12 protein-coding genes are annotated in these 14678 nt (G+C 58.2%); 3 read left to right on the top strand and 9 right to left on the bottom strand.

Annotated elements, in window-relative coordinates:
- Window position 1 precedes the first annotated feature (1 nt).
- The 3 genes from NA78x_RS24865 to NA78x_RS24855 are packed head-to-tail and all read right to left on the bottom strand — an operon-like array spanning window position 2 to window position 3019.
- Window positions 2-901 carry a hypothetical protein gene (locus NA78x_RS24865; RefSeq protein WP_425615087.1) on the bottom strand — a complete coding sequence of 300 codons (900 nt, stop codon included), beginning with the start codon at window positions 899-901 and terminating at the stop codon, window positions 2-4.
- Window positions 898-1584, bottom strand: coding sequence for a metal-dependent hydrolase (locus NA78x_RS24860; RefSeq protein WP_425615086.1), 687 nt, complete (start codon window positions 1582-1584; stop codon window positions 898-900). Before NA78x_RS24860 ends, NA78x_RS24865 begins: the two co-directional genes overlap by 4 nt.
- A gap of 31 nt (window positions 1585-1615) precedes the next feature.
- Window positions 1616-3019 carry a glucose-6-phosphate isomerase gene (locus NA78x_RS24855; protein WP_425615085.1) on the bottom strand — a complete coding sequence of 468 codons (1404 nt, stop codon included), beginning with the start codon at window positions 3017-3019 and terminating at the stop codon, window positions 1616-1618.
- A 238-nt stretch (window positions 3020-3257) separates the two neighbouring features.
- Here NA78x_RS24855 and NA78x_RS24850 point away from each other — a divergent pair, with 238 nt between their 5' ends.
- Window positions 3258-4463, top strand: coding sequence for a 2,3-bisphosphoglycerate-independent phosphoglycerate mutase (locus NA78x_RS24850; protein WP_425615084.1), 1206 nt, complete (start codon window positions 3258-3260; stop codon window positions 4461-4463).
- Between the two features lie 39 nt (window positions 4464-4502).
- On the opposite strand, the gene NA78x_RS24845 is transcribed toward NA78x_RS24850, so the two are convergent.
- On the bottom strand, window positions 4503-5624 hold the full coding sequence (locus NA78x_RS24845) for a DUF1207 domain-containing protein (RefSeq protein ID WP_425615083.1): 1122 nt from the start codon (window positions 5622-5624) through the stop codon (window positions 4503-4505).
- 381 nt (window positions 5625-6005) lie between these two features.
- Here NA78x_RS24845 and NA78x_RS24840 point away from each other — a divergent pair, with 381 nt between their 5' ends.
- A complete protein-coding gene (locus tag NA78x_RS24840; protein WP_425615082.1) occupies window positions 6006-6326 on the top strand; it encodes an MTH1187 family thiamine-binding protein in 321 nt (106 codons plus the stop codon).
- A gap of 49 nt (window positions 6327-6375) precedes the next feature.
- Window positions 6376-7575, top strand: coding sequence for an L-2-hydroxyglutarate oxidase (lhgO, locus tag NA78x_RS24835; RefSeq protein WP_425615081.1), 1200 nt, complete (start codon window positions 6376-6378; stop codon window positions 7573-7575).
- A 608-nt stretch (window positions 7576-8183) separates the two neighbouring features.
- On the opposite strand, the gene NA78x_RS24830 is transcribed toward lhgO, so the two are convergent.
- The 5 genes from NA78x_RS24830 to NA78x_RS24810 all read right to left on the bottom strand — a co-directional run bounded on the left by NA78x_RS24830 (window position 8184) and on the right by NA78x_RS24810 (window position 14485).
- Window positions 8184-9368, bottom strand: a complete 1185-nt coding sequence (locus NA78x_RS24830; RefSeq protein WP_425615080.1) for a hypothetical protein — start codon at window positions 9366-9368, stop codon at window positions 8184-8186.
- 184 nt (window positions 9369-9552) lie between these two features.
- Window positions 9553-10473, bottom strand: coding sequence for an alkaline phosphatase family protein (locus tag NA78x_RS24825; RefSeq protein ID WP_425615079.1), 921 nt, complete (start codon window positions 10471-10473; stop codon window positions 9553-9555).
- Between the two features lie 156 nt (window positions 10474-10629).
- A complete protein-coding gene (locus tag NA78x_RS24820; RefSeq protein ID WP_425615078.1) occupies window positions 10630-11613 on the bottom strand; it encodes a phosphoglycerate dehydrogenase in 984 nt (327 codons plus the stop codon).
- A 110-nt stretch (window positions 11614-11723) separates the two neighbouring features.
- Window positions 11724-13568: a Gfo/Idh/MocA family protein gene (locus NA78x_RS24815; RefSeq protein WP_425615077.1), complete on the bottom strand. Its 1845-nt coding sequence runs from the start codon at window positions 13566-13568 to the stop codon at window positions 11724-11726.
- The gene (locus NA78x_RS24810) at window positions 13565-14485 is read right to left on the bottom strand and encodes a DoxX family protein (RefSeq protein ID WP_425615076.1); all 921 of its coding nucleotides are present in this window, start codon (window positions 14483-14485) and stop codon (window positions 13565-13567) included. The genes NA78x_RS24815 and NA78x_RS24810 overlap by 4 nt, the downstream gene beginning before the upstream one ends.
- Window positions 14486-14678 lie beyond the last annotated feature (193 nt).

The raw sequence follows: 14678 nt of genomic DNA, 5'->3' as shown, positions 1-14678 counted from the left end.
CTCACTCGCGCGGCGACAGCGTGTTCTTGATAGTTGTGGTCACTTCGACGGTGATGGAAGAATCGCGATACATGCTCTCGGTGACGATTTTCTGAGTGGTCTCCGAGGACAGCGCTCGACCGCTCTCGCGCGAGAACCACACGGTTCCGCTGAGGCTCTGCTGCTTCAGTTTCGGCGGCGTCTTCACCGCAGCTGGTGGCGTCAATTCGAGTTCGCCCTGGACCGTGATCTTTGCCGCGGGTTTGCCATCGCGATCTTCATTTCCGGCAAAAGTGAACTTGCGGGTTTGCTTTACCTTGCCAAGGGCAGCGGTGGTCTCGCGTACATCGGTCCAAGTAGGCATGCTGCCTTCAAATGCCTGCGGCAGCGGCAAAAGAGATTGCTTCAGCAGCTGGCTGATCGATTCTTTCCGCAGGTCCTTTTCTTTGGCAGGACTCGCGGGTTCAGCTTCTTTCGGTGGCTCTGCGGCGGCAGGTGCTACGGGCGCCACTTCACCCTGCGGTGTCATCGTGAAAGTCGACTTGGTACCGAGGACGGGAGCGACCGCGGTGGCGAGATCTTTCGCGGCACCGACGACCGCCTTTTTCTCGCGAGAATCATAGGTGAGCGACGCCTCTCCCTGACCCTTCATTTCGATGCGAATGAAATCGACTGTCTGCTCGATCGTAAACTGCTCAGCCTCTGCCGCCTGCACTTCCCACGACACACTTAGGAGTAGATCGACATTCGACGGGATCTGCTTTGCACCAAAGCTCACCAGCGACTGGGTCTGCTGTTGTGTTTGCAGTGTGAACTTCTGCCCCTTCTCAAACTTCCAGGCCAGCGACTCTTGTGCCTGCGCGCCGATTGAGCAATCACAGCCAATGAGAAAGAGGCCGACCAAGGCAAGCATTGTCTTCATAACGAAAAACTCTCTCCCGGCCGGAGTATCCGGGGATGCGATTTGGTTTCTTCGGTCACGCGAGCGGCCCAACCTGCACCATCTTGCTCGATAGGTGGCCAAGTGCCGTAGTGAGTCGGGGCGACGACGCGCGGATTGAGCAGCTTGAGCGCCGCGAGCGAGTCGTCGATGCCCATGGTGTACAGATCGCCAATCGGTAGTACGACTAGATCGAGTGTTGGTTCGGCGAATAGCCGCATATCGCTGAACAGGGCCGTATCACAGGCGAAATAGATTCGCTTCCCTTCGTTCAACTGCAAGATGAACCCGGCAGAAGCACCACCGTAGGAGCCGTCGGGCAACATCGACGAGTGCCACGCGGGAACCATCTTCACGCTGCCAAACGCGGCGTTGTACGCGCCCCCCAGGTTCATGCCGACGGTGCTTTTCACGCCATGCTTGTTTTCAAACCAAGTGGCGATTTCGAAATTGGCGATCAGCGTGGCGTGATTCTGGTTTGCGATCGTCGCCGCGTCTTCACAGTGATCGAAGTGACCGTGCGAGACGAGAACGAACTCTGCGCGCACGTCCTTCGCCTTGCAAGATGCAGCAGGATTGTTATCCAGGTACGGGTCGAGCACGATGGTGTGGTCGCCCGTTTGGATGAGCCAGGTTGCATGTCCCAGCCAGGTGATGGTGGCCATGGTTCATCCTCGTGGAAAACTGCCAACGGAACTAACGCCCCAGAATCCGCTTCATCGCACCCTTGTACATCTGCACGCCGGGTTGGCCGTAAGGATTGATGCCGAGCAGGCGACCTTCGACGACGGTGGCAATCATCAGCCATTGAAAGTACTGGCCCATGACGGTGACGTCGGTCGTGGGCAAGTGCAAATCGATCGTGGGGCGACCGTCGCTCTTGTAGGCTTCGTTCGTTCCTTGAATGGCGGCCGACATCAGTTCGGGCATTGACTTGCCGGCAATGTCGTTGAGCTTGTCTTGGTCGAATTCGCTCTTGCCGACGGGCAGCGCATCAAACCGCCACTTGTCGACGATCACATTCACAAACAGCTTGTCGCGGCGCCCTTGCTGATGCTGCTGAGCCCGGCTGTGCAGGTCACGGGTGTTGACAGTGGTGAGGGGAGTTGCGCCGAGCAAGCGCTTGCCGAGGCTTTCGGCCAGCAATTGGTCGTACCATAGCCCGGCACATTCGAGCGACTTGGCCCACATGCAGAGGATGCGCAGATTCGCCATGCGGCGAGTTTCCATCAGGTGACAGACCGCCACAAACTGCAGCACCAGGTTTTCGCTGGCCTTGGCTTCGCGAAAGTGCTTCGTCATCAACGAAGCGCCTTGCAGCAAGCGAATGATATCGAGCCCCATCAGTGCCGCGGGTACAAGACCAACGGCCGATAGGATCGAAAAGCGTCCACCGACGCCATCAGGCACCGGGAAGGTTACTTCGGGTTTGCAGCCAATGGCTTTCGACAAGTCTGCCAATCGCCCGGTGGTGCCCGTGACCGGAATCACCAGTTCCGCAGCCTTGGCAACATCGCCACCGCACGACTTCACCAGTGCGGCCATGAACTGGCGGAAGGCAACGGCCGTTTCAAGGGTTTCGCCACTCTTGCTGATGACGACGATGCCCCAGCGAGTTTCCGGCGTGGTTCCTTGCGCGGTGCCGAGCAGGTGCAGCAGACCCTGCGAGGCATCGTTGTCGATGTTGTTCCCTTCGAAGTAAATCCGTGGGTAGCCACCCCGCTCGGCGCGACTCAGTTCGTTGTAATAGGGCTGGCAGCAGGCATCCATGAGCGCCTTGGCACCCATGTACGAGCCGCCGATGCCGAGCACCACAACGCGGTCGACTTTCTCGCGCAGCTTGGCCGCGGCCGTCATGATGCGGCCCATTTCACTGTCGGCCCGATTCTCTTGATACTCGGCGAGCAGGCGATCGGGCAGATCGAGAAAACCGTGATCGAGCGGGTCTTTCTCGGCGGGGATGCTTTTGCCGGCATAGGCCTTGGCGTCAGCTTCGAGCACTTCTTTCTGAGCTTGTAACACAGCCGGCGCGAGTGCGGCGAGTTCCGTTTCGGTCACGCCGAACTCGGGATGCATGGCCCCGGTAAGATCGAGTTTCATCGGAACAATTGCCGCAGCCATGGCAGAAACACCTTGCTCAAAACGAGTGCCGGAAAGCGGAAGGAGCGCGTGCGATTGAAGATACTGGCTCGACGCCACCTTGTGAACGGGCCGGGAGGTAGGGATAAAGGGACGAAGGGTGGAAGAGAGGAAGGGTCGAGCAAAACGCCATGCTTCCTCGCGTCAAATTCCATTCCCTTTGCCCTTCATCTCTTCCACCCTTCATCCCTGATTCACCATGGACATCCACGCCCTGACCCGAGAGTTGCAGGTCAAGAACGACTCGAAAATTGTGATGCTCGTCGCCGATGGTCTCGGTGGCTTGCCGATGACGCCCGGTGGCAAAACGGAACTAGAAACGGCGACGAAGCCAAACCTCGATGCGCTGGCGAAAATCGGCGTTCAAGGTGCCAGTTTGCCTGTTTGTCCCGGCATCGCCCCCGGCAGCGGACCAGGGCACCTCGGACTGTTCGGATACGACCCGATTCAATATGTCATTGGCCGCGGTGCCCTCGAAGCCACCGGCATTGGCTTCGCCATGCAACCTGGCGACGTTGCCGCGCGTGGCAACTACTGCACCCTGGATGCAACGGGCAAGATCAGCGACCGTCGTGCCGGACGCATCGCTTCCGAAGAGAGCGCTCCGCTGGCGATCAAGCTGCGGGATGTGAAGATTCCCGGGGTCGAGGTTTTTGTCGAACCGGTGAAAGAGCATCGCTTTGTCGTCGTCTTCCGTGGTCCAGGCTTAGGCGGCAATGTAAAAGACACCGATCCCCAAGCCGTTGGTAAAGAACCGCTGCAAGCGATTGGTCTCGATGCTCCCAGCGAGAAGGCGGCTGCAATCGCCAACGAGTTCGTCAAGCAAGCGACCAAGATCCTGTCTGGCCATGCCAAGGCGAATGGTCTGACGCTGCGTGGCTTCAGCGGGCGACCAGCATTGCCTAGCTACGAAGAAGTGTATGGGCTGAAAGCTGGGGCGATTGCCGTGTACCCGATGTACAAGGGGCTGGCTCAACTCGTTGGTATGAAGATCCTCGGCAAGGCTCAAACACTGAGCGAGCAAGTCGACGTGATGACGCAGTACTGGAAGGATTTCGATTTCTTCTTCCTGCACTACAAGTACACCGACAGCACCGGCGAAGACGGCAACTTCAATGAGAAGGTGAAGAAGATCGAAGAGTTCGATGCTCTCATCCCGCGCATCCAAGCCTTGAACCCGACTGTGCTGATCGTCACCGGCGATCACAGCACGCCCAGCTATCTCAAGGCACACAGCTGGCATCCTGTGCCGACATTGCTCGTCAGCGATTGCTGCCGCCCCGATGGCAATACGACCTTTGGCGAGAATACCGCGATCCGCGGCGGGCTCGGCCAGTTCGAAGCCAAGTACCTGATGACGCTCGCCCTAGCGAACGCTGGCCGACTGCAAAAGTATGGTGCGTAGGCTTGGAAAGTAGACCGACGCGTCGGGCTACGCAAATCGCTAGTAGTCGTACCAGAGCCCGAGGCCGATCTGTTGCTCGTGCTCGCGGTAGAACGAGAATTGGCTACTGCCACCGTTGAAGTAGTGCAAGCCGACGCGAAGCAAGTGGCTGTTGTCGTCGCCGACCCAGGCCCAGCCCGTTTGCACTGTGAAGTTGCCGCCGAAGTTCAACTCCTGACGCAGGTGGCCGTTGATCGCAAAGAAGGGCTCGCCGCCCCATCCCGTGGGGCGCACTGGTGCCCAGTCGACACCGAACTGGAACTCCCACGGTTCGCTCACGTCGGTGTAAAACGCCCAACCCATTTCGGCGTAGGTGCGCAGTTTTTCGGTCCAAAAATACGTGTGCCCCAACACGAACACGTCGCGGGCAAAGTTCAGCCGCGGATAAGCCGGGTTGTCGATGAGAAACTCATCGCCCAGGTGCGAACTGAGGTGGTAGTAAGCCAGCTTGAAGCGGTGTTGCCCGACACCATAGGTGAGCGGCATGCCACCGCGGAAGTCGACCGCTTGGACATCGACATTATTCTGAATGTCGAGCCGAACTTGTGCGGATCCCTCGACATCAATCTGGAACCCTTCGGGGTTGATATGCGATGAGTTACCGTAACGCCAAATGCCCACGCGCCCACCAAGCGTGGCATCCCACAGGGCGTAGTGATCGTTTTCGTGAATGATGTGTGCCGACAGGCGAGATTCTTTCGCGCCGGCCAGGTAAGACTTGTAGATCAAGCCATCGGGCAGCAAGTGCCACGACCAAGGCTCGCCGACAATTTCTACATTCGGGTGCGAGTCGAGGTACTGATCCATATCGAAGTACTGCTGCGCCGGTGTCGGCGGCAAGCCTTCGGGCTGACCTTCCGTGACTGTGGTCAGTGGCAATTCGTCCCGACCGAACTGGTCGCTGCCGTTGGGATCTTGCAGCATCGACGCTTGGGCAAACGTCATCCCTTGGCCAGGAGGCGCCAGGCTGAAGTGCGAGCGCAGATTGGCACTCGGTCCTGGTCCGCCGACGCCTTGACCAACAGCCGGAACCGCTGGCAGTAGCAGCAACGACAGCAACAACCCGGCCGCAGTGGCCAGTCGTTGGATGAGTCTGCGATGGAATGGCAAGAGGATCAACACGGAGCAACTATCCTGATGAGTCGAAGGGGAGCGATCACAAAGCTGTGACAGGCTGCCCGTTTTCATTTCGACCAACTACAATCGTTTTCTGTGTTACGAGCCGATCTCACGGAACGGACTACCGAGTCCGTAGATTGTCCGCGGGCGGCAGAGTTTACCGAGATGCCCCGATCCACTCCAGAGCGATGTGTGCCAAAGTATCCTTCTGCTAGATAACCACTTACGGCCAGTTCTCGGGCATTCGAACCAGCCGAAAAGTGCTTGCCTGGCAGTAGTTATGGCATTGATAGCGGGTTCGCTATCGCCCCGGTGCTAGCGCCAGATTGCGGTTTTTCACAAACTATTTATCAAGCGGGCGGCAGCTTGAAAGGAGAGACTTCGATGGTCTTACTCGAGTTCAGCATCGCTCCTTTGGAGAAGGGACCGAGCGTCGGCAGCTACGTTGCCCGCAGCTTGCAGATCATCGAAGCCAGCGGTCTCGACTATCGCTTGCACGCCATGGGCACCATCATCGAAGGGGAAGTCGACCAGGTTCTCGACGTCTTTAAACAATGCCTCGCCGCCATGACTGCCGACTGCGAACGAGTCAGTTGCACCATGAAACTCGACTATCGTGAGGGCGCATCCGGGCGTCTAAACTCCAAAGTCACCAGCGTCGAAGACAAACTCGGGCATAAACTGAAGACGATTTCGGATCAGTAGTAGTTTGCGTTTCAATCTGCGTTCTAACTTCTTCGTTTCAACCAAGACCATGCAAACCACGGACGTAGCGATTGTCGGCGGCGGAATCGTGGGCTTGGCCACTGCCTGGCAGTTGCTCAGCCGGTATCCGCACTTGCGCGTCGTGGTGCTCGAGAAGGAAGCTGAGGTCGGTACCCATCAAACCGGGCACAACTCGGGCGTGCTCCATTCGGGCATCTATTACAAGCCTGGCTCGCTCCGCGCGCTTAACTGCCGCACTGGCAAAGCGGCCATGGAAGCATTTTGCAAGGAATACGGCGTTCCCTACGACATTTGCGGCAAGGTCATCGTCGCCGTTAACGAAGCAGAACTACCGGCGCTCGATCGTATCTACGAGCGAGGCCAACAAAACGGTGTTCGCTGCGAAGTGATCAGCAAAGAACGACTCTGCGAGATTGAACCCCACACGGCTGGCATCAAAGCCATTCATGTCCCCGAAGCGGGCATCGTGAACTATGCCGCCGTCACGCGCAAGTTGGCCGAGCTACTCCCCGCGCGAAACGGCCAGGTCTTCACGAACTTTCCCGTGACTAAAATACATGGCGAGGGAGATGGCGTGATGCTCATCTCGCCCGCCGGCGAAATTCTTGCTCGCCACGTGGTCACCTGCAGCGGTCTGCAAAGCGATCGCCTGGCAAAGCTCACCGGCCATCCCACGCCGAATCGCATCGTGCCGTTTCGCGGCGAATACTATGACCTGAAGCCACAAGTCGAACACCTTTGCCGGAATCTTATCTATCCCGTTCCCGATCCGAGTTTTCCGTTCCTTGGCGTCCACTTTACGCGGATGATCGAGGGTGGTGTCGAGTGCGGGCCGAATGCCGTGCTCGCGTTTGCCCGTGAAGGCTACCGCAAACTCGATATCAATGTCGGCGATCTGCTCGAAACGCTCACCTATGGCGGCTTCCTGCGCCTCGCCTCCAAGTATTGGCGAACCGGCGCTGGTGAAATGTGGCGATCGTGGAGCAAAGCGGCCTTCGTTCGCGCCCTGCAACGCTTAATCCCCGAGATCCGCGGCGAAGATCTCGTCGCGGCTCGCACCGGCGTCCGCGCTCAAGCGATCGCTCCCGATGGCCTGATGATCGACGACTTTCTCATCGAAGCGACTGGCCACTTCGTCAACGTCATCAACGCTCCTTCTCCCGCCGCCACCTCGTCCCTCAACGTCGGCAAGCTGATCGTCGACAAACTGGCCGAACGCCTTCTGTAGCTGCTCGCCCTCGTCGGCACTCATCTCATTTGGCAAGCAATTACCGCCAACCTATTTCGCCGTAAGTCAGCAGTTCTGCATGTCGTCTGGGTTGTGATTATTCACAAACCACCACCCTGGGAAAGCATTGATCCACGTATTCCTCGGGAAATACGCACTACTGAGCTCGCGACCACACAAGGTTTGTGAACGCCCCTCGCTTGGAGGGTGTCGTAAATTGCGACGAATCTAGCCACTCAACGACAGATTTGAAAACCCAAATTACCAAAGATCGCTGGCCGCCTCTTACGAAATCGGCCATCGTCATTAGACGCATAGCGAGTGACTAGTTAGGTCACCAAAATAGATTATTAATTATTTTTTAGTCCTTTGCGCCAGCATTGCACGTCGCTTCCGGTGCAGGCGCGTTTCAGGAAACCCGAAGCGTCAGCGAGGAGAGTGCTTCTCGCCGCACGGAAGTGTAGGCGTAGCCAGACCATTCGCTTCGCCCGGAACTGATTCGCCACAAGAGTCTAGCGAACGAATTGCGAAAGAGTTCAGTTCTGTGCCTCCCTTGCGCTCTCCTCGCTAACGCTTCGGGTTACCTCAGAAAATGCCAAAAAGTCCAGCTACTCTTCAGCCGGATCGCCGGGAGCTGGGTTGAGCTCCTCGTCGAGCAGTTCCCACTCACCCGCCGAGGTTCGCAGTTTGGTCGAAATGACCGTGAACAGGAATTCACGAGTCACGATTTGGCCAGAATCCTTGGGACCACGGACGTCGTAAACGTGGCGCTTGCGACCTTCGTTCAAACTGCCAATGAAGCTGTAACTACATTCTTCAATGCCCCCTAGTTGCTCGACGACAACCGGGTGATTGCCCATCTCCGCGGCCAGTTTGTCCGCGTCATCCTGTTTGCCCGATCGGATAACAAAACCGCCCAAACCGCAGAAGGCAATGATGGCGAGCAAGACCAGCGAAACCTTGATCCAGGGTAAAGGCTTGGAGGGAACTGCTTCTGCGGTGAAAGTCTCTGCTTCCACAACTTCCGCATCGAATGTCTCGTTGGCTCCCGAGTTCGCCAGGTGAAGCAGTTTCGCCCGTGGCAGCTTGGGGCCAAACTGCACGGCCTCGCTCACCACGCCCCAGGGAATCCGTTGAATCGAGCCCTTCTCGCCGCGATCCTCGGGCGGCCCGTATTCACCGACAAACGAATGGAGGACATCGCCGTCCGCGGTGGCCATGGTCTCGGTGGTGTCGATCACAATATCGAAGAGCAACAGATCCTTTCCCTCGGCAAAGCGAGCGGGCACGCGCCGCCGCCGGTCGCTCCGGAAGGTATCGTCCCGCAGGATGGTCCGCAGTTCATCGTATTGGGCATCGGCACCGACGTCCCTGTTTGCATAAATCGAAGCGAACAACTCGGCCTTGCGCGCCAACCAGGTTGCCGAATACTGTTCGGGAGGCATAAAGGTGCCAAGCGCCAGCGCGTGTTTGCGGTCGGGGCCAATGATGATGCCATGCATAATGAGCGGCACGATCTTCTCGGGTTGGTCCGACAGCTTCTTCCCCAGCGAGGCAAATGCTTCGAGCGTCAACACGCTCCACAGGCACTTGATTGCGACCAGGGTGAACACAATCGTGGGGAGCAGGCAAATGCCCATGACCAGCGTGACTGCGGTAATCAGTAGGCAGTCGACAAAAGTGATGTCGAACATCTCGAGGGTCGATTTGCCGACGTCCGACCGGAGATACGTCAAAACCTTTTGTCGCAGAAGGGGGCCATCGATGTGGATCTGCGGATTCGAATCAGGCATACAGACTCTTCGGCAGGGAAGTGCCTAACAATGACCGGGGAAATCATTGCTGCAGATTCTGGCCGCGCAGCCGATCGCTTGCAACCAAGATTTGCTGATTCTGGCGCAAGCGAGAGCGCTACTCACCAGCACAGTGACAGGCCTTTGTCACCACTGGCTGCCTGACAACGATTTCAGTAGTGGCTTACTTCAATCCTACAGCCTTGCCGTCGAGCTTCCATTCGTCCTTCGGTTTGCCGATCAGATGCGTGAGGACCGTTACGGCTGGATCGACGAGATAGATCTGCTCTTCGAAGACGCCTCGCTTGGCTGACGGCCCGCTGACAATCAAAAAGCTGCTCAGGATTTCGGGAACCTTGTGCCCACTGCCGTGCCCTTTGCCTTTGCCGCCATGATCGGTGGTGACGACCACCAGCCAATCTTCGTCAGCAATCGTTTTGCGAGCCTTCATTGCTGCAACGAGTTTGCCCACCAGTCCATCGGCCCGCTGAATCGCCTCAGTGTATTGCGGCACGGTGGGATGGAACCCGTGCGTATGACCGGCGACATCAACCTGACCGATGTACACAAACAGGCAATCGGGATTGCCTTCCTGCAGTTCTTTGATCCCAGCATCAACCGCACTGTTGTCGTAGCGGTCGTAGTCCAGCACCGTGTGTGCCTTCTCTTCGTAATTGACGGTGACATCGGCGGCGGAGGTGATCTTTTCGTGCACCGGCTTCCAGGTGACATGCGAAACGGTGCGAGCTTTGGGGTTCACTTCCTTCAGGCGAGCAAACAGGTGGGGGAACTCGGCGTACTTGCTGTCTTTGAATTGATTGTCGTGTACGCCATGCTTGTCGGCCCACACGCCGGTCAGAATCGTCGACCAACCCGGCCCGCTGATGGTGTCGTTCTTCTGGTATCGCTCGCCGAGAATCAAACAGTTCGGCGAGTGAATCCCTTCCTTCATCAGGGCATGCAAGTTCGGCGTCTCTGCCTTCTCCACCGCGTCGAACCGCGTGCCGTCGATGCCGATGTACAGCACCTTCTTCGTTTTCTCGGCCGCAGCGGCGTGCAAGGGCAGAGCGAGCAAACAAGCGGCAACAAGCAGGTAGCGGAGCATGGTGGTCAGGTTCCTTTGTTTCGATCATACGCCCCCGGGCCTGCCCCGGGGGTTTAACGGTTTTTGCGCTAGCGATTCGCGCAACAACCGGCTATCGATAGTGCACAAGCCAATAAACCCCCGCCGCAGGGGCGGGGGCGAGAAGATTCAAAAAGTTTACCAACTCCAGCCTTCGCGCAGGCCGTCGTTGACGACGCAGCCTTGAGGCCAGCGGTTGAGGGAGAGATCGACGAGGCATTCGGCGGCGAGTTTGCCCATGGCGTCGAGCGCCGTTTGATCGATGCCGCCGAGATGCGGGGCAAAGACCACGTTCTCGAACTGCCGCAAGCGACTACTCTGCGGCAGCGGTTCCGTTTTGGTCACATCGAGCCCCGCGCCGAACAGATGCCCGCTGGCGAGGGCATCGGCCAGGGCCTCTTCGTCGACGAGACCGCCGCGCGACGTATTGATTAGTGTGCTGCCGCGCTTCATCTGCGCGAGGCTGCGAGCGTTGATGATGTCGGTGGTTTCTGGCGTGCACGGCATATGCAGACTGACGATATCAGCCTGAGCCAGCAACTCGGCGAACGAGACCAGTTCAATGCCTCGCTGCGCGGCGAACCCGGCATCGGCGTAGGGATCGTAGGCAATCACCTTCAGCCCGAGACCTTGGCAGCGGGGCGTCATCGCGCGGCCAATGCGACCGAGCCCGACCAAGCCGATGGTGTTGCCGGCGAGACGTCGCGGGCAATCTCGCCGCCAGATGTTGCGGCGAATCTCACGATCGCGTGTGCAGGTATCACGAAAGACGGCTGTGATCAGGGCAATCGCCTGTTCGGCGACCGAATGCTCGTTCGTGCCGGGGGTAATGATCACGGCGGAGTTGTGCCGCGTCGCAGCAGCGACATCGACCGCATCGTAACCAACACCCACGCGGGCGACTGCCCGCAACTTGCTGCCCGCAAAGATCTGCTCGCTGTAGCGCTCGACGCTCGCGAGCGTACAGTCGATCCCTTGCAACTGCTCGAGAAACTGCTCGGGAGACAGCAGCGTGCAATCTCCCTCGGCCATCACCACTTCAAAACCTGCTGCATCCAGCACGTCGCGCCAGGGCCCCTTGCCGCTCGCATACACCACCGGCGTGACGAGAACACGAGGCATGGCAGACCTAAGTTCTGAGTTGCGAGTTCTGAGTTTTGAGACAGGAATTCTGAGAATGAGTTCTAAGTCTTGTCTCCGAACTTAGAACTCTGAACTCAGAACTTTTGGCGTTAGACGAGGTCCGCGCCCAGGCTCTTGGCTTCAGCCTTGATGTCGCTGCCGTCGGGAGTGGCGTCGTTGTTGATGTCGTACCAATCTTCGCTGAAGGCGAGGTAGCCACCCTTGCCCTTGTTGGCATTGTCGATGGCTACGTTCGTGGCGAGAGCAATCACAGCGTCGCCGAGGGCGATCTTGGCATTGCAGCGAGGCTGATTCTCGGGAGCCGGGTTGCGAATGCACCAGGCCCAGTGCTCGATCTCTTCGGTATAACCGCGGCTGACCGGCCCGGACGAGGCAGCTGCCTTGGCGAGCGAGGGACCCTTGCCGCTGGCTTGGGTATCGAGCGACGGGCCACCCTTGTCGTCCTTCACGCCGATCTTGGTTGAGGTGTCGCTGTTCTTGAACAGCAGCACTTCCTGCTCGCGTTCGAGCAGCAACGTACCCTTGGTCCCCATGACGGTTTCGCCATAGCCACCCCAGCCGTTGCCGTTGATCGACGAGTAGGTAACGACGATCTTCTTTTCGGGATGCTTCACGGCGTCGTAGGCAGGAATGCCCGTTTCACTGCCGGGATAGCCGGTCGCGGCATCGTAGTAGCCTGGATCGTAGCCCGGTTCGTAACCGGGACCAGGAAATTCGTACATGCAGTAAACGTGATCTTCGGCTTCGCGATCGAGTGGGAAGGTGTGACGACCACCCACGGCATGCACGCTCAGCGGGTGAGCTTTCTTGCCGTCCTTGCGCAGGGCGCTGCAGAAAATGCTGGCCGCGTCGAGTTGGTGGCTGCCGAGTTCGGCCATCAAGCCACCACCGGTCCGTTGGAACAACCGCCAACGAGCCAGTTCTTCGCGAGCTTCCCGAATCTTGCCGTTGCCCAGGTCAAAGTCTTTGTAGCCGTACTTCTTGGCATCGACGTCGGCGTCGAGCAGCCAGGCTTCCCATTGCGCAACTTGCTTGGCGAGCATGGTAGCGGCGGCAGGATTCTTCTCGCCCTTCAGATCGTCTTGCAGATCCTTGAGCTTCTTGGCGACAAAGTTGGTCTTTTCGGACTTACCGGTCTTCTTGTTGATCGTTTCGATTTCCCAAGGCAAAGGCTGTTGCCAGCTATCGTTGCCGGGCAAGTTGCCGCGATGCCACTGGGCACGGATGTGATGCATTTCGCCGAGCGCGCCCCAGCGGAGCAGGTTCACGGCGTTGTCGTAGAGCACGCTATAGTGCCGCTGATGACCGACGGCCAGCAACTTGCCGGTCTTGTCGGCAACTCGGCCCATCAGTTTGCACTGGGCCACATTGTGAGCCATCAGCTTTTCGGTCAGCACGTGCTTGCCGGCTTGCAGAGCTTCGACGGCGACGATGGCGTGCAAGTGCAGCGGCAGGGCGATGATGATCGCCTCGACGTCGGGGTTCTTCAGCGTTTCTTTGTAGTCGGTCGAGACTTTGATCTTTTGCTTGGCAGCGGTTTCGTCCGAGTAGCCGTAGCGCTTGATCAGACCCTGGCGATTGGCGAGAGCCACATCGCCGGCCCAGTCGCCGTGAAAGGCGCGATGGACGTTGTAGGGGCGAATGTCGCAGATCTCGACCACATCGACATAGTCGGGATTGCAGGCGTTGATGAGCACGCCACCTTCGTCACCGGTACCGATGACGGCGATGCGTACTGGACTGGCCAGCTTCTGGCTTTCTTTCCAGAAGTAGGTCGCCCCGAGACCGGCGCCCGAGACGATGCCCGCCCCGACTACACCCTTGAGGAAGTCGCGGCGATTGAAGGGCTCGGCGGCCGGACTGCGATCGTACGAGTCCATCGCGGCGTAATAGTTTTCTTGACCAACAGCCCGTTCTTCTGGTGTCAGATTCATGCTTTCGCTCCTTGTTTCACCGAGCCACTCGGGGCCGATACTGTTCTGGCTGAAGGTACTCGGTTCCGGCGATATTGCCGCCAGAGCCCGGCTACGATGTAGTCTAAACCGCAGAATTGTCCCGCACCAATCGCGGCCAACGCGAACAGAGCGAGCATCTCGACAAACTGATAGAAAATCGGTGCACCACCGTAGCCTGGCCACTGCGATGCACAAACCCCGGCCAGAAACAGCCCGGCGGCAATCCCCGCAGGACGTGTAAACAGGCCGATGATGAGCAGCAGACCCACGATGGTATCAAAGTAAGGAATGAACCAGTCCATGAACTCCGAATCGAGCGGCCGGCGCCCCATCTTGCCGATGGGCATTCGTCCATGCCTGATTAATTGTTCCGACGTGGCAAGTTCGTTGAAATCGTTTTCAACATCGACCCACATTTTGTCGATGCCGGCCAGAATCGGGCCGCGGAGTGAATTGCGGTCCGAATCGATCCGAGCATCGTGAGCTTGCAACGACGAGAGTCCCGCACGCACGGGACTTTCGCGGTTTTCGTCGCGCCGCTTCAACTGGAGTCGGTACTCTTCAATGTCGTCCGCCTTCGAGCCGAAGTACCATTTGGCGCGCTTCGTATATTCCTCTACGAGTTTGTCGGCCGCTTTGGTTTGCTTTTCATCGAAATGAAAATGTTCGCCGACTCGTTTGGAGTAGTCTTTCCAATAGGCCAGCGTGCCGCCGCCGTCGAGGCGATACTCGCCGTCGATGTCCCAAACCATCTGGCGGTACATGGGAGCCAGCGGACCTTTGGCATTGGCAAAGAAGCCGCCGGTAAACGGCTTTCGGTCGTTTAGCTTCGTGGTGCCTTCCAGATAGAAGTGCAGGCCCACACCGACGCGCAGGGCCACAATGGCTGCGACCACCCACCAGCCAACCGTAATGCGATACGTACTCAGGGGAGAAGCTCCTCAAAGAATCCCAGTTCGGCCGCAGTCGCCAGCGATCATTGCCGTGCGTACCGTGACCGACCGAAGAATCTGCCATTATGACTACTTACGGGCAGTTCGCCAACCGCTGAGCAGGCGGGCTGCCGCAAGTTTTCTAGGAGTGCCGGCC

It is taken from the genome of Anatilimnocola aquadivae, from assembly GCF_049819085.1.
GTDB lineage: Bacteria > Planctomycetota > Planctomycetia > Pirellulales > Pirellulaceae > Anatilimnocola.
This window is presented reverse-complemented; position numbering and strand designations above follow the sequence as displayed.